The 20984-nt window shown below is 64.0% G+C and carries 16 protein-coding genes; 11 read left to right on the forward strand and 5 right to left on the reverse strand.

Translation table 11 applies throughout. From position 1 onward, the window contains the following. The first annotated feature begins 116 nt into the window (after positions 1-116). Positions 117-2321: a hypothetical protein gene (locus AB7531_RS33490; protein WP_441280232.1), complete on the forward strand. Its 2205-nt coding sequence runs from the start codon at positions 117-119 to the stop codon at positions 2319-2321. A 189-nt stretch (positions 2322-2510) separates the two neighbouring features. On the opposite strand, the gene AB7531_RS33495 is transcribed toward AB7531_RS33490, so the two are convergent. The 3 genes from AB7531_RS33495 to AB7531_RS33505 all read right to left on the reverse strand — a co-directional run bounded on the left by AB7531_RS33495 (position 2511) and on the right by AB7531_RS33505 (position 7644). Continuing rightward, positions 2511-5693, reverse strand: a complete 3183-nt coding sequence (locus AB7531_RS33495) for an efflux RND transporter permease subunit (protein ID WP_063984882.1) — start codon at positions 5691-5693, stop codon at positions 2511-2513. A gap of 1 nt (position 5694) precedes the next feature. Continuing rightward, on the reverse strand, positions 5695-6927 hold the full coding sequence (locus AB7531_RS33500; RefSeq protein ID WP_063984883.1) for an efflux RND transporter periplasmic adaptor subunit: 1233 nt from the start codon (positions 6925-6927) through the stop codon (positions 5695-5697). A gap of 309 nt (positions 6928-7236) precedes the next feature. Beyond that, entirely contained in the window at positions 7237-7644 is a 408-nt protein-coding gene (locus AB7531_RS33505; protein ID WP_187387776.1) for a hypothetical protein, read from the reverse strand. A gap of 109 nt (positions 7645-7753) precedes the next feature. Between AB7531_RS33505 and AB7531_RS33510 the strand changes: the two genes are divergently transcribed. The 10 genes from AB7531_RS33510 (at position 7754) to AB7531_RS33555 (ending at position 18484) form a co-directional block, all read left to right on the forward strand. Next, positions 7754-8998 (forward strand): MFS transporter, encoded by a 1245-nt coding sequence (locus tag AB7531_RS33510; RefSeq protein ID WP_063984884.1) that lies wholly within the window; start codon positions 7754-7756, stop codon positions 8996-8998. Between the two features lie 258 nt (positions 8999-9256). Then, positions 9257-10018, forward strand: coding sequence for an outer membrane protein (locus tag AB7531_RS33515; RefSeq protein ID WP_063984885.1), 762 nt, complete (start codon positions 9257-9259; stop codon positions 10016-10018). A gap of 174 nt (positions 10019-10192) precedes the next feature. Next, positions 10193-11386 (forward strand): M20/M25/M40 family metallo-hydrolase, encoded by a 1194-nt coding sequence (locus tag AB7531_RS33520; protein WP_063984886.1) that lies wholly within the window; start codon positions 10193-10195, stop codon positions 11384-11386. A gap of 12 nt (positions 11387-11398) precedes the next feature. Beyond that, positions 11399-12010 (forward strand): alpha/beta fold hydrolase, encoded by a 612-nt coding sequence (locus AB7531_RS33525; protein ID WP_245328659.1) that lies wholly within the window; start codon positions 11399-11401, stop codon positions 12008-12010. A gap of 38 nt (positions 12011-12048) precedes the next feature. After that, the gene (locus AB7531_RS33530) at positions 12049-12237 is read left to right on the forward strand and encodes an alpha/beta fold hydrolase (protein WP_084795240.1); all 189 of its coding nucleotides are present in this window, start codon (positions 12049-12051) and stop codon (positions 12235-12237) included. A 163-nt stretch (positions 12238-12400) separates the two neighbouring features. After that, complete coding sequence (locus AB7531_RS33535) at positions 12401-13489, forward strand: mandelate racemase/muconate lactonizing enzyme family protein (protein ID WP_063986583.1); 1089 nt, start codon at positions 12401-12403, stop codon at positions 13487-13489. A 229-nt stretch (positions 13490-13718) separates the two neighbouring features. Continuing rightward, on the forward strand, positions 13719-14867 hold the full coding sequence (locus AB7531_RS33540) for an amidohydrolase (RefSeq protein WP_231144387.1): 1149 nt from the start codon (positions 13719-13721) through the stop codon (positions 14865-14867). A gap of 293 nt (positions 14868-15160) precedes the next feature. Then, complete coding sequence (locus tag AB7531_RS33545) at positions 15161-16588, forward strand: sodium:solute symporter family protein (protein WP_063984888.1); 1428 nt, start codon at positions 15161-15163, stop codon at positions 16586-16588. Continuing rightward, complete coding sequence (locus AB7531_RS33550) at positions 16585-17799, forward strand: sialidase family protein (protein WP_231144386.1); 1215 nt, start codon at positions 16585-16587, stop codon at positions 17797-17799. Before AB7531_RS33545 ends, AB7531_RS33550 begins: the two co-directional genes overlap by 4 nt. 4 nt (positions 17800-17803) lie before the next feature. Beyond that, entirely contained in the window at positions 17804-18484 is a 681-nt protein-coding gene (locus AB7531_RS33555) for an SDR family NAD(P)-dependent oxidoreductase (protein WP_231144385.1), read from the forward strand. A gap of 95 nt (positions 18485-18579) precedes the next feature. Here AB7531_RS33555 and AB7531_RS33560 read toward each other — a convergent pair whose 3' ends face one another. Both AB7531_RS33560 and AB7531_RS33565 read right to left on the reverse strand, forming a co-directional pair. Next, on the reverse strand, positions 18580-19512 hold the full coding sequence (locus AB7531_RS33560; RefSeq protein ID WP_084795241.1) for a dihydrodipicolinate synthase family protein: 933 nt from the start codon (positions 19510-19512) through the stop codon (positions 18580-18582). Positions 19513-19605: 93 nt separating this feature from the next. Further along, positions 19606-20964 carry an ABC transporter substrate-binding protein gene (locus AB7531_RS33565; RefSeq protein WP_084795242.1) on the reverse strand — a complete coding sequence of 453 codons (1359 nt, stop codon included), beginning with the start codon at positions 20962-20964 and terminating at the stop codon, positions 19606-19608. Positions 20965-20984: the final 20 nt, after the last annotated feature.

Below are 20984 nucleotides of genomic sequence, written 5' to 3' on the forward strand. Positions count from 1 at the left end.
CCCGGCGGGGTGGCGGCACCGTCATTGTCCGGTGCAAACGATCAACCGGCGCCTATGTCAGCGTGTCTGGTGGCCACGGAGCCGCCGGCCTAACGGGAGCCGATGGCACCGAAGGCGTGCCCGACACCATTATCGAGGGATACTGGATCACGGTCCCCGATCCCTGGCCCATGGAAACCACACACGAGGAATGGGTTCCCGGCGAGATAATTCCCGGCACGCCAGGAAGTCCTCCCAGCATGGGCACCAGCGGCGGAGCAGGAGGAAATGCCGGCACGCTGACCTTCACGACCATGACCGAAGATGGCTTTCCCGCACTTGAAGCGGAGGGCGGTGGCGGTGGTGCGGGCGGCGCCGGAGGGTTCCTGGGTGACGAACAAGCCCAGTCTGGCGCGGACGGAGCTTCGGGCATCTCGTCGGCCATCGCTTACACCGTTGTTTCCGAAGCGGAGTTCCTGGCGCTTGTGCGCGGTGATCTTGGCGTTTACGCCAATTACTGGGCCCCGTTCCGTATTGCTGTCGGGGACTATTTTTATCACAGGTACAACTCTCGCGTGACCGATCGCGCAGGCTATCTGACGCTTGCTGCAGGTGAGTTCGCGGCCGCACTGCAGTTTCAGCCGGACAATGTGGAGGCCCTTCGTCTGCAAAGACAGATGGTGGGCTTTCCTGAACCCGTTGCAGGGACGAACGAGGTGGTGTGGAAGGGTGGCGGCAACAACGCGCTGGGCCTGCCGCGCGAGATGGACCTGTTGCCGCGGTTTGACTACTACATCGCCGCCTATACCGGCTTTGGGTCCCTGACGCTGAGCTTCCTGACCATCGGCACGTCATGGCTTTTGGGCGCGGAGGGAATCGCGGTCATGAGTGAGTTCGCGGCGCAGCAACTCACGGAAGTCCTCGCGGCGCGCGCAAACAGCAGTGACGAGCTCGACATAGCGAAGACCGAACTGAAGAACTCAGTTGACGAAGTCACCTATGCGAAGCAACGGCTCGACAAGGTGACCGCCGAAATTCAGACGGCGCTGCCGGTGATGGCGACCAAGAGTTTCTCTTTCGGCGGATTCCTCGGCACGGTGGCGTCGATCGGCGCGGCGGTGGTGAGCATCGTAGCCGCTATCCCGACAGCGGGCGCGAGCGTCGTCGCGCTTGTGCCGTCATTGGTCGCGCTTTCCAACTCCCTCAGCGACAACGCGGAACCGATCGTAAAGGCTCTGATCGACGACGCAAAGGTCAAGGACGCAGACCTCAAGCAGGTCAAAAAAGCCTACGAGGAGGTGGGCAAGAACGTCGACGCTGTCGTCAAGGGCGGCAAGTCCATCGTGAGCTTCGTGAAGCTGGTGCAAAATCTCAACGCCACCACGGCGCCCGACAGCTCCAAATATGTCGCGCTGGTCAAACAGGGTGTCGAGTTGGCTCACGAACTGATGCTTGCCGGGAACCGGGCGACCTTGGCCCAGCAGCGCCTTGACGCCGCAACCGCCAAACTTGCGCGGGCCGAAGCGGTGGTTGCATCGGTGAATAAGCTGATATCCGACCTGCTGAACAGGCAGCACACGATTCGGCAAGTTGGACTGGCCGCCATAGACATAGCAGCCTCAAAGGCCCAATCGCTGCAGACACTGGCCTTCCGGGCGCAAAGATCGGTCGAAATATATACGCTCGACGACCAGGAACAGAACGTCTTCCTGGATGCTGGAATGATTAGTCCGGACGTCAGCCGGGCCTTCTACGAAGGCGAAAAGGACGAAGCCGCTCTCGCAAACGCCTTGATCGCGTCCTGGGGCAGCATCCTGAACCCCGTCAATATGCAGCTGTCCTATATCTCCTACTTTGACGCCAGGCCCGACTGGGACACCCATAGGCTCTCGTTCACGGACGGTCCGGAATTAGCATCGCTCCGCAATACACATAGCTTCAGCTTTCGGCTTGAAGCGACGGACCTGCCCGAAGGCCACTTTGAGACCAAGGTCAAGAACGTGCTCGTCTCCTTTGTTGGAGCGCGCAATCAAAGCGGAGAAATCTCATGCGTGGTGCGGCACGGCGCGCAGTATGAGCAGCGTCGACTGGATGGAACGGTTGAGGTGCAGCATCTGGCGCCGCAGACCGTCAATCGCCGGGCGGAAACGACGCGGCTGGACCGCCCCGTCGAGAACACCGACCCACCGATCGATGCTCCTACGTCATTGGCCATCTGGGGCCGCGGCGTGGGCGGAGATTGGGACGTGACGATTGAGCCGCACGAAATCGAAGCGGGCTCGTTGGACTTGAGCGGACTATCGGAAATTCAGGTTTGGATCGATTATCAGTTCACTCGCTAGCAATACCGTTTCGTGGCCAGGCTCTCTGATGCAGTGAAGGACCGCTTTGGGTCATTCGCATCTATCGAGCACTCCTCGGTTTCTGTCAGCTCCCCTGAGAGCCGACATGTGAAGTGCCGGCAGAGCCACCATCAAAAAATTTTTCTAATTGACCGGACCGCGCTCGCCGTCGGCGTGGATGTCAAACAGTCACTCCGCCGCAAAGACCCCTGATTTCTTCCGGTCCAGCTTTTTGAAGACGTCCAGATCGCCGTCGTCGACAACGTCCTCTTCCTGAGGATCGCTTCCTGCGTGTGGTTTCGGACTGAACCATTGCGAGACACGGTCCAGATAAAGATAGACAACCGGCGTGGTGAAGAGCGTCAGGACCTGGCTGACCAAGAGACCGCCGACCATGGCGTAGCCGAGCGGTTGACGCAGCTCCGAGCCGGTGCCGTGGCCGAGCATCAGCGGCACGCCGCCGAGCACCGCCGCCATCGTGGTCATCAGGATCGGACGGAAGCGCAGCAGGCATGCCCTTCGAATGGCCTCAACCGGCGACAGGCCCTGATCCCGCTCCGCCGCGATCGCGAAGTCGACCAGCATGATGCCGTTCTTCTTGACGATGCCGATCAGCAGGACGAGGCCGATCAACCCGATCAGACTGAAGTCGAAATGGAAGATGAGGAGCGTCGCCAGCGCGCCGACACCGGCCGACGGCAGGGTCGACAGAATCGTCAAGGGGTGAATGTAGCTCTCGTAGAGCACGCCGAGAATGAGATAGACCACGATCAACGCCGCCACGATCAGCAGGGGCACGGAGGACAGCGACTCCTGGAACGCCTTCGCCGTGCCTGCGAAAGTCGAGGTGATCGCGGCCGGCACGTTCATCTGCCTTTCCATCGCGTCGATCGCCTGCGTTGCCTGGCCGAGCGCGACGTTGGGCGCGAGGTTGAAGGAGATCGTCACCGCGGGAAACTGGCCCTGATGGTTGATGGCCAGAGGCCGGACCGGAGCCGTGGTCCACTTGGTGAACGCCGACAATGGCACCTCGCCTCCCGTCGTCGGGGAGCGGAGGTAGATCTGCTCCAGCGTGGACGGGTTCTTCTGCAGCGAGGGCAGCACCTCGAGGACGACATAGTAGGTCGACAATTGGGTGAAATATGTCGCGATCTCCCGCTGCCCGAATGCGTCATAAAGGGTCGCGTCGATCACGTCGGGCGTGATCCCGAAACGCGCGGCCTGATTGCGGTCGATCGACAGCGTCAGCGTGGTGCCCGACGTCTGCTGGTCGGACGCGACGTCGCGAAGCTCGGGCATCTCCTTCATCTTCGCGAGCAGCTTCGGGGCCCATGTGTTGAGCTGGTCCATGTCGGTCGACTGCAGGGTGAACTGGAACTGCGTCCGGGACGCCCGGCCGCCGACACGTACGTCCTGCGCCGACTGGAGATAGAGCCGCGCGCCCTGAACCTTCGCCGTCTGGACCTGCAGACGACGGATGACCTGGTCGGCCGAGTCGGTGCGTTCATCCCGCGGCTTCAACGTAATGTACATCGTGCCGTCGTTGAGCGTATTTCCGCTTCCGCCCATCCGCATCGCCATGTGGTCGATCGCAGGGTCCTTCAGCACGATCGCGCCGATCTCCTGCATGTGCTTGGCCATGTCGGCGATCGACACGTCCTGCGACGTTTCGACGATTCCGGTGATCAGCCCGGTATCCTGTTGCGGAAAGAACCCCTTCGGGATGATCACGAACAGATAGACCGTCAGCGCGATCGTCGCAAAGAACACCATCAAGGTGGCGAAGCGGAAGCGCAGCACGAGGTCGAGGCCGCGCGCGTAGCCGTCCACGAGGCCCTGGAACATCCGCTCGCTGAGCATATAGAGCCTGCCGTGATGCTCCTCGTCGTGCGATTTGAGGAAGCGCGACGCCATCATCGGCGTCAACGTCAGCGATACCAGGGCCGACACGGCGATCGTCATCGCGAGCGTCACCGAAAATTCGCGGAACAGGCGGCCGATAATCCCGCTCATGAGCAATAGCGGAATCAAGACCGCGATCAGCGAAACGGAGATCGAGATGATCGTGAAGCCGATTTCGCTGGCGCCTTTGAGCGCGGCGGCCATCGGCGTCTCGCCCTCCTCGATGTAGCGGGTGATGTTCTCCAGCATCACGATGGCATCGTCGACCACGAAGCCGACCGCGATGGTGAGCGCCATCAGTGACAGATTATCGAGGCTGTAGCCGGCTATCCACATCAGCGCGCAGGCGCCCAGCAACGCAAGCGGCACCGTGATCGACGGAATAATGGTGGCCCAGACGCTGCGCAGGAAGACGAAGATCACCATCACGACGAGGCCGATCGTCAGCAGCAGCGTGAACTGCACGTCCTTCACCGCCGCGCGGATCGTCTGCGTGCGGTCCGACAGCACCGAGACCTTGATGGCCGGCGAGATGCCGGCCTGCAGGTGCGGCAGCTGTTTCATGACGCTGTCGACGGTATCGATGACGTTGGCGCCGGGCTGCTTGAAGATGACCAGGAACACCCCGGGCTTGCCGTCGACCCAGCCGTACTGGGTATTGTCCAGCGGCGCACTGACGGCATGGCCGATGTCGCCGACACGGACGGGACTGCCGTTCCGATAGGCGATGACGATGTCGTTCCAGGCCTCGGCCTTGGTGAACTGGTCGTTGGCATAGACGGTGTAGGTGCGGGTGTCGCCGTTGAGGGTTCCCTTGGGATTGTTGACGGTGATCACCGAGAGCGGGGTGCGCACGTCCTCCAGCGACAGGCCCTTGGCGACCAGCTTGGCGGGATCGATCTGGACACGGATCGACGGCGCCTGCTGTCCACCGACACTGACTTGGCCGACACCGCTGATATGGCTGATCGCCTGCGCGAGCTTGGTGTAGGTCTCGTCGGACACCTGCGTCATCGGCAGCGTCGTCGAGGTGGCGCCAAGCGTGAGAATGGGCGAGTCGGCCGGATTGACCTTTCTGTAGGTCGGCGGGGTCGGCATGTTCTTGGGCAATTGCCCGCTCGCCGCATTGATGGCTGCGAGCACGTCGGAGCCGGCGCCATCGATGTTGCGCGAGAGATCGAACTGCAGAACGATCTGGGTCGAGCTGGTCTGGCTCTGCGACGTCATCTCCGAGACGCCGGGAATGAGCGCAAATTGCGATTCGAGCGGTTGCGCCACCGAAGAAGCCATCGTTTCCGGATCCGCGCCGGGAAGGTTGGCGGAGACCTGGATGGTGGGGAAGTCGACTTCCGGCAGCGGCGCCACCGGCAATTGCGGATAGGCGATGATCCCGACGAAGACGATGCCGACCATCAGCAGCGACGTCGCGATGGGGAGGCGAATGAAGGGAGCCGAGATACCGCCAGCCATGTCAGTCAGCCGATCCGGTCTTGGTTCCGCTCTTGGTTCCGCTCGTGGCCGGAGTGGCAGTGGCGCTTGCATCCGCCATCGGCGCAGCCGCAGGCGCTTCCTCGACCAACGCGCCATCGAACAGGCGTGACTGTCCGGCCACCACGATCCTGTCTCCGACGTTCAGCCCTTCGTAGACCACGGCATTTGCATCGCCGCTCTGACTGACCTTGATCGGCCTCGCGCTGACCTTGCCATTGTCGCCGATCACGTAGGCGAACAGACCCGACGGCCCGTGCTGCACGCCATCCTGCGGCACGACGATGACGTCCTTGCGCGTATCGATCAGCATCCGCGTGGTGACCGACAGGCCGGGCCACAGCGCATTGTCCTTGTTGTCGAAGCGCGCTTTCAGGCTGATGGTCCCGGTGGCCTGGTTGACCGAATTGTCCATGACCACGAGCCTGCCTTGCGACAGTGTCCTGGTTCCGTCCGAGGTCAGCGCCTCGACGGGCACCTCACCGGCGTCAAAGGCCTTGTCGATGGCCTGCAATTGCTCTTCAGGCTCCGTGAACTGCACGGCGATCGGCTGCAGCTGGGCGATGGTGACGATCCCCGTCGTATCCGCGGCATGCACGATGTTGCCGGGGTCAACCAGCCGGAAACCCGTTCGTCCGCTGATCGGCGCCTTGATCGAGGTGTAGCCGAGATTGGTCTGCGCATTGTCGATGGCGGCCTCGTCGCCCTTCACCTGCGCGATCATCTGATCGACCAGGGCCTGCTGGGTATCGAGATTTTGCTGGGTCTCGAATTGCTGTTTCGCGAGCTTCTGAAATCGCTCCAGGTTCAACCGGTCGTTCCTCAGATTGGCCTCGTCCTGGGCCTTCTTCGCCACCGCCTGCTCGAGAGCCGCGGTAAAGGGGCGTTGATCGATCTCCAGAAGCGGATCGCCCTCCTTCACCATCTGCCCCTGTTTGAAGAACACCTTGATGATCTGACCGTCGACGCGGCTCTTGACCGTGACCGTCTTGAACGGCGAGACGACTCCGAGACCGTAGGCGCGTACGGGAAAGTCGGCCTTCTTCACCACGAACGAGGTGACGGGAATCTTCGCCGCAGCCTGACTGGCAGCGCTTTGGGCGGCCGCTGCGGCTGGCTTGACGCCCCCGAGGAGCTCATACCAAACGCCATAGGCCACCGCGGCTATTGCAAGGATTCCAAACAGCGCAACGCTGAGCTTCGGTCGCGTTGACAAATTGATGGCCCTCTAACTGTTTGTACCTGCCTTCAGATAAACCGACTGATTGCAGGTGAAACCGCCGCCTCGGATTGGAAGTATCGCGGACAAAATCCCAGCGTCAAAATGACGATCGCGTGCGAAAATCTGTACAAATTTTCATGTTCGCTCGCTGCAAAACGCAGTCGCGCAATCAAAGCGTCCAACGAAGGACAGGCAGAAACAAACAGAAACGAAATGGAAAGACGCGAGAGATCACCGCGGCATCACGCTGAATTGCGCCGGTGCTCGCGAATTTCAGGATCGCTCGCCTCAAGTCAGGCCTTATCATTGAAGTTCAGCAAGCGCTGCTTGATGGGAACGAGGCGCGAGATGAAGGCTGATCAACCGAACTTCCGGGGAAATGTCGTACCGTTTCGGACGCGATCGGGAAGCGGCAGAGATCCGGTTGATCATGCACGGTCCGGCAACATCTTGCGCATGCTCGACCTCTCGAAGTTCGAACACCATCGCCCCGCTGTCGAGAACCGCCCCAGCATGCGTTCCAACATCGCGGCAATGGTTCTGCTCGGACTTCTCGTATTCATCGCGACAGAGGACTTTTCCAGGCTCGAGCAATCGAACCTTTGCTTCGATAAATCGGAATGCAGGAATTGAACAGCGCTCGTCATCAACTGACGGCGTAACGACGAATCGCAGTTTCAGCGGCATCGACGCGGGGCCTGGCTCGATCATCGGCTCTCCGGAAGACACAAAGCATCACACACCGGATCGGCCCTCCCCCATTGGCACCGTCCCGCCAATCGTGTAACCCGGCCGAAACCCTCGCCGGGACGGGACGCTGATGAGTGCGGTTGCCACTGATAACGCGGGAGATGGCACCCGCGCGCTGATCTTTGCGCTGCTTGCGCTCGCCTGCGGGCACATGCTCTCGACCTTGCTGCGCACGATTCCCGCCGTCAGCCTCGACCTGATGGCGGCGGATTTCCACATCGAGCCGCAGGCGCTGGCGAGCCTCACCTCGGTCTATCCCTTTGCCTTTGCCGCCGCGCAGATTCCGGTCGGCGCGGCCATGGATCGCTTCGGCGTGCGGCCGGTGTCGCTGAGCCTGCTTATGGGAACCGTGATCGGCGCCATCGCGTCGGGATTCGCGACGGGGCCCGAAAGCTTCGCGGTCGGGCAGGTGATGCTCGGCATCGCGACATCAGGCATGCTGATGTGCCCGATGACGCTGGCGGCCAAGCAATTGTCGGCGGCGCGGTTCGGGCTGTGGTCCGGCGCGATCCTCTCGATCGGCAATATCGGCATGCTGCTGTCGTCGAGCCCGCTCGCTTTCGTGGTCGATCATTACGGCTGGCGCGCCGGGTTCTGGATCTCGGCGCTCGGCGGCGTCCTCGTCGCGCTCGCGGTGTTCTTGCTGGTGCCGAGGCAGCCGGCCGAGCACAAGGACGAGTCCTCGCCGCTGTCGCAGATGATCGAGGTGCTCAGGCTCGGACTCTCGCGCCCCCTGCGTGGCCTGATCGCGCTGGCGCTGGTGTCGCTCGCGACCTCGCTGGTGCTGCGCGGCCTGTGGGGCGGACCTTGGCTGATGGAGATCAAGGGACTGACGCGGGTCGAGGCCGGCAACCAGCTCGGCGCGTTCACGCTGGCGATGATCGCAGGTCCCCTGTGCATCGGCATGATCGACCGCAGGCTCAGTCGCCGCCGCGAGCTGGTGGCGGGCACGCATATGGTCGGCGCGCTGCTGCTGGCGCTGATGGCGCTGGGGGCGCCGCATTATGCGGTCTCGATGCTCTTCGGCGTGCCCGTGATGCCGCCGCAATATGATCTCGTGCTGTTCGTGCTCATCGGCCTTGCGACCTCCGCCCAGCCGCTGCTGTTCGGCATGTCGCGGCAGCTGGTCGATGCGCAAACCGCGGGCAAGGCGCTCGCGGCGATCAACCTCGCCTTCTTCCTTGGCGCCGCCCTGATGCAGTCGATGACGGGCGCGGTGGCGGCGTTCGCGGGGCTGCCGGCGGTGCTGCTGTTCATGGCGGCGGCGCTACTTCTGGGCGCGCTGTTCTTCCTGGCCTATACGCGCACTGCGTGAAGCAGCCTCGTACAACAGCGTGGCGCAGGGGATGCTCCCGATTCTTCCTGTCGCGCCAGCCTCTGTGAAAAGTCGCAACCTGCAGTGGCCGTTATTTCCACTGTGACCCGGTGGTTACAGCCGCCGCATGACTCGCCGGATATTGTGACCGGATCGCGAAGTCGGACAACTCACCAGATGAAGTCGCTGGCCTGTGCGATGCCGACACGCACGATGCGCCTCAGGCGCCATTGCCGTTAGTTGAAGGAAGATCCTCGCATGACCACCAAAACCCTTTTCAGCGCCATTGCGCTGGCCGTTTCGACGTTGACCTCGGCCATGGCGGCGGACGTGTCGATGCCGTACAAGGCGGCGCCCGCGGCCCCGGCCTTCTCCTGGACAGGTTGCTATGTCGGCGGCAATGGCGGCGGCGGCCGCGGGGTCAACGAGCAGCAGCCCATCGTCGGGCAAGCATTCACCGCCAATCACAACAGCGGCTGGCTCGCCGGTGTGCAGGGCGGCTGCGACTATCAGGTCGGCTCCCTGGTGGTCGGCCTCGAAGGCCAGTTCGATTGGGCCGACATGAAGGACACCAGCACGACACTGATTCCGGGCGGCGCCGCCGGCTTCCTGCTGACGACCCAGCTCGATCGCGTCGCCACCGCGACCGGCCGCATCGGCTACGCCTTCGATCGCGTGCTGTTTTACGCCAAGGGCGGCGCCGCCTTCGCCCGCTTCAATTATCAGATGACGCAGACCGATTTCGCCGCCTTCTCGGTTGATTTCAAGGGGTCGCGCGATGTGACGGGATTCGTCGTCGGCGCCGGCCTCGAATATGCGCTGCTGCCAAACCTGTCGTTGAAGGCCGAATACAATTATTTCGACTTTGGAACGAACGGCTACACCCTGAACTGCACCAGCAGTCCCGGATGTGCTACTCCCTTCTTCCCGGCCACCGTCCGGCAGAACATGCAAACCGTCATGCTGGGCGTGAATTGGCGATTCAATTCTGCCCTCACCCCGCTCGTCGCGCGATACTGATTTTTGTGCCGAAAGCGTCGGCGGCGCGTCGTGTTCGGCGCGCCGCCGCATGCAGCCGCCGTGGCTTTGATGCGGTCTGCCCCGCCCTAAAACTCACCGGACTGTCCGAGAGGCCTTGCGAAACACGGCGCAGCGAAGGATGCTGACGCGTACCGTGCATCAAAGGACCATCTCATGCCTGTCGATACCAAAGCCGCCACCGACCGCCTCATGCGCTTCCTCTCCGTCGAGGGCGTCACCGGACAGGAGGCGGCGATCGGGCGTGAGCTCACCGCCGCGCTGAAGGAAAGCGGCGTGCCGGCCAAGGCGATCCGGCTCGACGACGCCAACACCCGCATTCCCGTGCCGACCGAGACCGGCAACCTCATCGTCGACCTGCCCGGCCGCGGCGCGCTGCACAACCAGCCGCGCATCATGTTCATGACCCACATGGACACCGTGCCGCTGTGTGCCGGCGCCAAGCCGAAGAAATCCGGCCGCAAGATCGTCAACGAGGCCAAGACCGCGCTCGGCGGCGACAACCGCTGCGGCTGCGGCGTGCTGGTGACGCTGGCCGCCGAGCTCGCCAAGCAGAAGCTCGATCATCCCCCGATCACGCTGCTGTTCTGCGTGCGCGAGGAGAGCGGGCTCTACGGCGCACGCCACGTCAAGCTGGACGAGCTCGGCTCGCCGGCGATGGCCTTCAACTATGACGGCGGCTCGGCCTCCAACGTCATCATCGGCGCCGTCGGCGCGGACCGCTGGAATGTCGAGATCTTCGGCCGCGCCTCGCATGCCGGCGTCGCACCCGAGCGCGGCATCTCCTCGACCATGATCATGGCGCTCGCGCTTGCAGACGTGAAGGCCGGCGGCTGGTTCGGCAAGGTCGTGAAGGGCAAGAGCCAAGGCACCAGCAATGTCGGCCCCGTCACCGGCGGCGAGGGCCGCCCGGCGGGCGATGCCACCAACGTCGTCACCGACTACGTCCATGTGCGCGGCGAGAGCCGCAGCCACGACGGCAAATTCTTCAAGGAGATCACCAAGGCCTACAAGGCCGCGTTCGAGAAGGCCGCCAAGAAGGTGACGAACGCGCAAGGCAAATCCGGCAAGGTCAAGTTCAAGGCCGAGACCGACTATTTTCCGTTCCGCATGAAGGACAATCAGCCCGTCATCAAGCGCGCGATCGAGGCGGTGTCCGCGGTCGGCGGCACCCCGAACGTCCGCACCGCCAATGGCGGCCTGGATGCCAACTGGATGGTCCGCCACGGTGTTCCCACCGTGACCTTCGGCGCCGGTCAGAACGAAGCGCACACGATCGACGAGTGGATCAATCTCGACGAATACGATCGCGCCTGCGCGCTGGCCGTGCAGCTTGCGACGATGCGGTGAGGCGCGTTGCGCGTGAGCTCAGAGAGATCATTTGTCGCCAATGACGGCACCGTCATTGGATATCGGCAACTGGGCTCAGGCCCCGGACTGGTGCTGCTCCATGGCGCGCTGCAGAGCGCAGCGAGCTTTACTGACCTTGGCGCAGCGCTGGCCGACCGCTTCACCGTTCTGATCCCGGACCGGCGCGGTCGAGGTCTGAGCGGACCGTTCCGGCCCGACCACTGCATGGCGACCGAGATCGATGATCTCGGCCGGCTTCTCGCCGAGACGGGCGCACGCAATGTGTTTGCATTGAGCGCCGGGGCCTTGGTTGCCATGCACACCGCGCTCGCCAATCCGGCGATCGCGCGCCTCTCGCTTTACGAGCCGCCGCTCGAATTCGGCGGGGTCCAGCCGCGCTACTGGGCCGCTGGCTATGAGGCGGCCCTGGCGAAGGGGGATCTGCCGGGCGCCCTTGTTGCCGTGCTCAAAGGCACCGGCGACAACGAGATCATGACAAGGCTCCCTGCGCCTGTCCTTAAATCGTTCTTCGCCATGATGATGCGGCTCCGTCCCAACGCGGCCGTTGGCAACGGGCCGCCTCTGGCCACGCTCATCCCACAGTCCACTACGACATCGAGCTGATTGCGGAGAAAGCCGGCGATCTTGACCGCTTCAGGAGCTTGAGCACGGAAACGCTGCTGCTTGGCGGCGATCGGAGCCAGGGCTATCTCGCCACCGCTCTCGATGCTCTCGCCGCGATCCTGCCGAACGCGACGCGCGTTGAATTCAAGGGCGCCGGACACATCGCGGCAGACAACGAAGGCGACCCGATTCGCGTTGCGGCGGAGCTGCGTCGTTTCTTCGCATGAAGTCGTCCGCAGGATGGGGAGAGCGCAGCGAAACCCATCGCCGCGGTCACGAAGATGATGGGTTTCGCTGCGCTCTACCCATCCTACAGAACTGCCCTGCATCGCCCGCGGTTGCCCGCCGATGCCTGCCGGCCTAGCCTGCAAGGAAAAGCAGGAAGGAAACATGGCACGCATCTCGACAATCGAGACCGGGTTCTACCGGATCCCCCTCCCCGTCACGCTGTCGGACTCAACGCATGGCGAGATCGCGGCGTTCGAGCTGATCACCTGCCGCATCCGCGATGCCGACGGCGCCGAAGGCGTCGGCTACACCTACACGGTCGGGCGCAATGGCGGGGCGACTGCGGACATCCTCAAACGCGAGATTCCGCCGCTCGTGGAGGGACGCGAGGCCGACGACACCGAGGCGATCTGGCATCACGTCTGGTGGGGCCTGCATTATGGCGGGCGCGGCGGACCGGCGGTCTTGGCGCTGTCCGCGCTCGACATCGCGTTGTGGGACCTGAAGGCGCGGCGCGCGAAATTGCCGCTGTTCCGCCTGCTCGGCGGCTTCGATGCGCACGTGCCTTGCTATGCCGGCGGCATCGACCTCGATCTCTCCGTCGAGGCGCTGCTCGCGCAGACCGACGGCAATCTCGCCAAGGGCTTTTGCGCCATCAAAATGAAGGTCGGCCGGCCCGATCTCAAATCCGACGTCGCGCGCGTCGCGGCCATGCGCAAACATCTCGGCGACGGCTTTCCGCTGATGGCGGACGCCAACATGAAATGGACGGTGGAGGACGCGATCCGCGCCGCCCGCGCATTCGTCCCCTACGACCTCACCTGGCTCGAGGAGCCTGTTATCCCCGACGACGTCGCGGGCCATGCCCGCATCATGCAGGCCGGCGGCGTGCCGATCGCGGCCGGCGAGAATTTGCGCTCGCTGTGGGAGTTCAAGAACTACATCGTCGCCGGCGCGGTATCCTACCCCGAGCCTGACGTCACCAATTGCGGCGGCGTGAGTGCGTTCATGAAGATCGCGCGGCTCGCGGAGGCGTTCAATCTCCCGGTCACCAGCCACGGCGCGCACGACATCACGGTGCATTTGCTCGCGGCCTGCCCGAACCGCTCGTATCTGGAAGCGCATGGTTTCGGGCTGGACAAGTATATCGAGCACCCGCTGGTGCTCGCGGACGGCAAGGCGCTGGCGCCGGACCGGCCGGGCCATGGCATCAGCTTCGACTGGAAGGGACTGGCGAAGCTCTCGCCGTAGGGCAATCCGTCATGGCCGAAGCAAGACGTGGATGGCCGGGTCATAGGCGAGCGGAAGCGACGCCGTCCTTCGGACCGCTATGGCGAGCGGAAGCGACGCCGTCCTTCGGACGGCTATGCCCGGCCATGACGATGTTGCTGCACGCGAGACACTCGCAGGCGCTTGACGGGTCGGCTCAATATTCGGCTATGCTGGCATTAGCCGGCCCTCCTTACGAAAGATCCCCGCCTTGCCCCCCGAGCTGCACCAGAAACTGACCCAGTGGCGCCGGCATCTGCATGCGCACCCGGAACTGGGCCTCCACGAGAAGGCCACCTCGGCCTTCGTGCAGGAGAAGCTCACCGAGCTCGGCATTCCCTTCGAAGCGGGCATCGGGGGCCACGGCGTGGTTGCGACGCTGACGCGAGGGTCGGCGCAGGGCCGCGTCGGCCTGCGCGCCGACATGGATGCGCTGCCGATCACCGAGGACACCGGCCTGCCCTACGCCTCGACGACATCAGGCGTGATGCATGCCTGCGGTCATGACGGGCACACCGCCTCGCTGCTCGGCGCGGCCGCGCTGCTGGTGGCCGACACCAGCTGGAGCGGCACCGTCGACTTCATCTTCCAGCCGGCCGAGGAAGGACTTGGCGGCGCGCGCGCGATGGTCGGCGCGGGCCTGTTCGACCGCTTTCCGATGACGCGGGTGTTCGGCTTCCACAACTGGCCGGGGCTCGCAGCCGGCACCATCGCGGTCCATGACGGCGTCGTGATGGCCTCCGGCGGCCGCGTCAGCATCACCATCGACGGCCATGCCGGACATGCCGGCATGCCGCATCTGACCCGCGATCCCGTGATGGCGGCGGGACACCTGATCGTGGCGCTGCAATCGGTCGTGTCGCGCAGCATCGATCCGCTCGACACCGCCGTGCTCTCGCTGTGCACGCTCGAAGGCGGCACGGCGCGCAACCAGATCGCAGGACGCGTCACCATCGGCGGCACGCTGCGGTATCATCGCGACGCGGTGAAGGACGTCATCCTGGCGCGGATCGGAGAGGTCTGCGCAGGCATTGCAACGACCTTCGGCGTCAAGGTCACGCCCGAAATCGTCATGGGCGTCGGCGTGGTGGTCAACACGCCGGCCGAGGCGGGCCTGGCGCGCCTCGCCGCGGAGAGGGTGCAGACCGAGGTGCGACGCGATCTCGCGCCGAGCATGGCCGGCGAGGATTTTGCCTTCTTTCTCAAGCAGTGCCCCGGCGCCTTCGCCTGGATCGGCAACGGTGAATTGCGCGACGGCGCCGAGCTGCACGGCCCGCGCTACGATTTCAACGACGCGATTTTGCCGGTCGCCTCGAGCTGGATGGCCGAGGTCGCCAAGGTGGCGCTGAAGTCGAACTGACCCCGGAACGGCAGGGCCTCGGATTCCCTGCGCATGACGTCGGCCGTGCGCCGACCGTCCCGCCGCACTGTCCCACCGACACTTTTTCTTTGGCCTGCAACCCTTTGAACATGCAGCGGCGATGACTGCCCGACCGGGCGCGTTGCAGCACCGCACCGCTGCGCGCGCTTGACGCGGGACGTGCGGGCAGGAATAATGAAATTAAAGAACAATTGTTCGCATTCCGAACAATATGCAGCGGGATCAAGCGGGCTCACAACACCGCATCCGCGCCACCAGAGGAAACGTCATCGATGCAAGCCATCCTCAATGGCGACAGCACGCTCATCGTCGCGATGATCGTCGCCTACATCGCCTTCACGTCCTGGCTCACGTTCAGGCTGCGCAGCAGGACCAGCGATCAGTTCATGACGGGCGCACGCGCGATGCCGGCGGTGGTCGTCGGCGTGCTGATGATGTCCGAATTCGTCGGCGCCAAATCGACCGTCGGCACGGCGCAGGAAGCGTTTCAGTCGGGCATAGCGGCGGGGTGGGCCGTGCTCGGCGCCTCGATCGGCTTCCTGCTGTTCGGGTTCCTGATGGTGAAGAAGCTCTACAGTTCCGGCGAATACACCATCTCGGCGGCGATCGCGCAGAAATACGGCAAGTCGACCATGCTCACGGTGTCGGTGATCATGATCTACGCGCTGCTGCTCGTGAACGTCGGCAACTATGTGAGCGGCGCGGCCGCAATCGCCACCGCACTGCATGTCAGCATGCCTGTTGCGATGTGCATCATCGCCGTGGTCAGCACCTTCTACTACGTGTTCGGCGGGCTGAAGGGCGTCGCCTGGGTGACGATCCTGCACAGCGCCATCAAGGTCGTCGGTATCGTCATCATATTCTCGGTTGCGATGTCGCTGACCGGCGGCATCGCGCCGATCCAGGCCAAGCTGCCCGCCTATTACTTCAGCTGGGACGGCAAGATCGGCTTTGCGACCATCTTCGCCTGGACCTTTGGCACCGTCGGCGCGATCTTCTCGACCCAGTTCATCGTGCAGGCGATCTCATCGACGCCGAGCGCCGATGACGCGCGCAGGGCCACCTTCTATGCGGCGGCGTTCTGCCTGCCGCTCGGATTCCTGCTCGCCTTGATCGGCGTCTCCGCGAAATTCCTCTATCCCGACATGAACAGCCTCTACGCGCTGCCGGTGTTTTTGGAGAAGATGCCGCCGCTGGCCTCGGCTTTCGTGACGACCTCGCTCGTCGCCTCGATCTTCGTCAGCGTCTGCACGGTTGCGCTCGCGATCGCCTCGCTGGTGGTCCGCGACTTCTACGTCCCCTACTGGAAGCCAACGCCGGAGCGGGAGCTGAAGATGACCCGCCTGTTCTCGGTGGCGATCGGCATCGCGCCGCTGGTCTTCGTCTTCTTCATCCCGGAAATCCTCAAGCTGTCGTTCTTCACGCGCGCGCTGCGCCTGTCGATCACTATCATCGCGATGATGGGGTTCTATTTGCCGCTGTTTGCCAGCAACCGCGGCGCCACCGCGGGCCTGATCGGCGCGGCGATCTCGACGACGGCCTGGTACATGCTCGGAAACCCCTTCGGCATCGACAACATGTATGTCGCGGCCGCGACGCCGCTGGTGGTGATGGCGGTCGAGCGCCTGGTGATGGGCCGCGCTCCGGCCGCCGCCACGACGCCGCAGCCAAATGCATTGATGGAAAGGACTTCGACATGATCATCGATACCGGGATCGTGACCACCGACATCGGGACCGCCGCCGATGGCGTCGTTCGCCCGGCCGCCGGCGATCCCGACCGGTCCGACGCTTTCATTCCCTCGCCTTGCGTGCAGAACCACGCCGCCAATCTGATGCCGCTCGCGAACGGCGATCTGGCCTGCGTCTGGTTCGGCGGCACGCAGGAGGGCATGTCGGACATCTCGGTCTATTTTTCGCGCCTGCCCCGCGGCGCGACGCAGTGGTCTCCCGCCGAAAAGCTGTCCGACGACAACGGACGTTCGGAGCAGAACCCGGTGCTGTTTCCCGCACCTGACGGCACGCTGTGGCTGATGTGGACGGCGCAGCTGGCGGGAAACCAGGACACCGCGCTGATCCGCCGCCGCCTCTCCCGCGACAACGGCAAGAACTGGGGCCCGATCGAGACGCTGTTTCCCGAGCAGCGCGGCCGCGGCACCTTCATCCGGCAGCCGATCGTCGTGCTCGACAATGGCGACTGGCTGCTGCCCGTGTTCTATTGCCACAGCACCCCGGGTCGGAAATGGAACGGCGACGAGGACACCAGCGCGGTGAAGATCTCGTCCGATTCCGGCGCGACCTGGCGCGACATCGACGTCCCCGGCAGCCGCGGCTGCGTGCATATGTGCATCGCGCGGCTCGACGACGGCTCGCTGATCGCCCTTTACCGCAGCCGCTGGGCAGACAACATCTATCAGAGCCGGTCCACCGATCACGGCCGCACCTGGTCGGCGCCGGTCCAGACCGTGCTGCCCAACAACAACTCCTCGATCCAGGTCACGCGACTTGGCAACGGTCATCTCGCGCTGGTCTTCAACGATTCCAGCGCCAGGGATGCGACCGGGCGCCGCCTCTCGCTCTATGACGAGATCGAGGACGATTTGCCGCCCGTGCTCGCCGGCGACGGCAAAAGAACGGATGAACGCACCGCGTTCTGGGGCGCGCCGCGGGCGCCGATGACGCTGGCCGTCTCCGCCGACGGCGGGCGGACGTGGAGCAAACGCAACGTCGAGACCGGTGACGGCTATTGCATGACCAACAATTCACGCGATCAGACCAATCGCGAACTGTCCTATCCTTCGGTCAAGGAGACCGCCGACGGAGCGATCCACATGGCCTTCACCTTCCATCGCCGCGCGATCAAATATGTGCGCGTGACCGAGCCATGGGTGAAACGCGCCATCCGGGACTGAGAGCATGGACAAGAGCCCGCACGCGCTCGTCACGGGCGCCAGCTCAGGGATCGGCGCTGCGATCGTCGAACGGCTGCTGCGCGATGGCTGGCGCGTCACCGGCATCAGCCGCCGTCCCGCGCCATTCAACCATCCGGCCTTCGATCACCTCTCGCTCGATCTCGGAGAGGTCGATAACATTGCGAACGCCGTCGCAGGCATCGCGCCGACCGCACTGGTTCACGCGGCCGGCATGCTCAAGGTCGGCGAGCTCGGATCGCTCGACCATGACGACGGCACCGCGATGTGGCGACTGCATGTCGATGTCGCCGAGCGTCTCGCCAACGCGCTGGCGCCGCGCTTGCCGAAAGGAGGACGCATCATCCTCATCGGCAGCCGCACCGCCTCGGGCGCGGCCGGCCGCGGTCAATATGCCGCGACCAAAGCGGCGCTGGTGGCGCTCGCGCGATCCTGGGCCATCGAGCTCGCGCCGCGCGGCGTCACGGTCAACGTCGTTGCGCCCGCCGCAACCGAGACGCCGATGCTGAAAGACCCGACCCGCGCCAATGTCGCACCAAAACTGCCCCCGATCGGCCGCTTCATTCGCCCGGAGGAAGTCGCGCACGCAGTGGCGTTCCTGCTTTCGCCGGAGGCTGCGGCCATCACCGGACAGCAGCTCGTCATCTGCGGCGGCAGCTCGCTCTAGGCGCACGGCCGCAATCACGGTCGACCCGCAATTGCGCGAGGGACAGCCCTCGCGCGGCGGTTACCCTCACATCATCGAGATGGCAACGGCCGCCATCAGCGCGTGGCCGCGATCCTTGCGCGGAAGCTCGCCTGCCCCTGCATGATCTTGTCGAGCAGTGCATCGAGCGCCCAGAAGCGCTCACGGATGTCGAAATCGATGGTCCGGCTGTGGGCGCAGGCGAACGTGCCGAGCCTCTGATGGTACAGCTTCGCCAGCTTGGGATATCCCATCGGCTCGGCCATCGCCGCGAGCGCGAGATAGACGGAGAGATCGTCCGCCAGCGCCGGATGCCGCGCGCTGTCGGTCAACAGCCATTTGTAGAGATCGGGATGGAAGTTCGTGAACACGCCGGTGAAGCCGGCGGATCCGCTTCTGATGGCGTCGAAGGCGATCGCCGCATTGGCATTGACGATGGCGAGCGAGGAATTTTTCGTCAGCGCCACGCGACGCTTCACGGTCTCGAGGTCGCAGGACACGTCCTTGAGGATCGCGAAGCGCCCGCTCTCGGCGCAGAACGCCAGCTCGTCGTCGGACATGAGCCGCCGGAACGGCGCGGGACATTCGTAGAGGCCGAGCGGAAGATCGGCGGGCAGCGCGTCGAGCAGATGGCGCAGATTGTCCATGAAGACCGTGCCGCCCTGCCCCTTCGGATCGAACCGGTTCGTCACCAGCACCAGTCCGTCCACGCCGGTCGCGGCGATGGAGGTCAGCTCGGTCACTTGATCGTCGCGGGATTCACTGACGTGGCCTGACGCGATGACGGGCACCCGGCCCGCCGCCTGCCGCACGACGAAGCGCGCCAGCGCGACGCGCTCCTCCAGGCTCAAAAACTGCATCTCGCTCGACTGGGCCACGGCGAACAGCGCATCCGCGCCATTGGCGATGTACCATTCGACGAGGTTTTCGAGGCCCGCATAGTCGATCGCGTCGGCTTCAGTGAACGGCGTCAGCATCACCGGAATGATGCCCTTGATGGTTGCGGTCACAAATCGGCTCCCAAGACGTTGAATTCGGTGACAGGCAGGAGCCTGCCGCTCACGCGTCTTGCAACGCGTGAGCGTAGCTGTTCGGGCTGGCGGTCAGTTGCCGGCTACTTCCTTAATGCGCGCGATCATGTCGTCGACGGCCTTGTCGACCGGCACCTTGTTGGTGACGATGGCGTTCACGGCCTTCATCCAGACGTTCTCGTTGTTCAGGGTGGTGAACTTGTAGTTCTTGCTCATCTCGTAGCCGCCGACGCCGGCGAAGAACTGGTCGCGCACGGCGCGGCGATGAACGTCGCCGTCCCAGAAGGCGGACTTCTGTGCGGCCGTCTTGACCGGGAACCAGCGGCCGAGCGCGCCTTCGACGTAGGGCTGGAGGTTCTCGTCACGCAGCAGGAACGAGACGAACTCCTTGGCGCGGTCCTTGTTCTTGGCCTGCTCGAAGATCAGGCCGACCACCACGGAGGCGCGGGTGTGGACCGGCGTACCATCCGGCTTGTTGGGCCAGACCATGGTGCGGATGCGGTCATTATAGTTCTTCTTGGCTTCGTCGCGCTGCTCGGCGGTGAGCGTCTCGTTGCCGGCGTCGTCGAGCCATTTGCCGGGGAGCGAAACCGTCGAATTGTGCGTCATGATCGTCGTCTTGTTGTGGAAGGCGACGTTGTTGTCGGGATCCTTCCAGCTCGTCGCCGATTGCGGCGTGCAGCCTTTCGCGGCGAACTCGACATAGTCCGTCATGGCGGCGACGAGGCCCGCCTTCACCTTGGGATCGTCGACCAGGAGCTTGCCGTTGTCGTCGACGAGCACGACGTTGTAGGCGTCCATGAACACCAGGAACGAGATGAAGCTGTCGGTGGCGTCGACACCCATCGGATGGCCGACGCCGTAGATGCGCTTGCCGGACGCCTTGCGCACCGCCGGTTGCGCCTTGTCACACCAGAACGACCAATAGCCCTTCCAGTCCTTCGGGATGTCGGTCTCCTTGAGACCTCCCTCCTCCAGCATGTCCTTCCAATAATGCAGATGCAGCGTCGCCTGCTTCAGCGGGAAGGCGTAATAGGCCTTCGCCTTGGTCTTGTCGTTGTACAGCATGACCGTTTCGAGCGACTGCGGAGAGAACTCGCCCTTGATCGGCGCGAGCACGGAGCCGAGATCGACCAGCTTGCCCTCGGAGGCCCACTTGCCGGCGCCCTGGAAATGGTAGGTGTCCGCATAGGTCACGTCGGGCGGACTGCCGGCATCGAGCGCCGCCACCAGCTTCGGCATCATGTCCTGCGTCGCATATTGCGACAGCTCGACCTTGACCCCGGTCTTGGCCTCGAACTTCTTGATGACGGCGAGCAGCGCGTCTTCCTCGGCCTTGTAGTAGCCCTTGTTCCACCAGACGACGAGCTTCTCCTCGGCGGCCGCGGGGCTCGCCGTTCCCATCATCGGCAAGACCAGCGAAACCGCCATCGAACAGTTTCTGGCCCACC

This window comes from Bradyrhizobium sp. 63_E2_N1_3, assembly GCF_052076005.1.
Classification (GTDB): Bacteria; Pseudomonadota; Alphaproteobacteria; order Rhizobiales; family Xanthobacteraceae; genus Bradyrhizobium; species Bradyrhizobium barranii.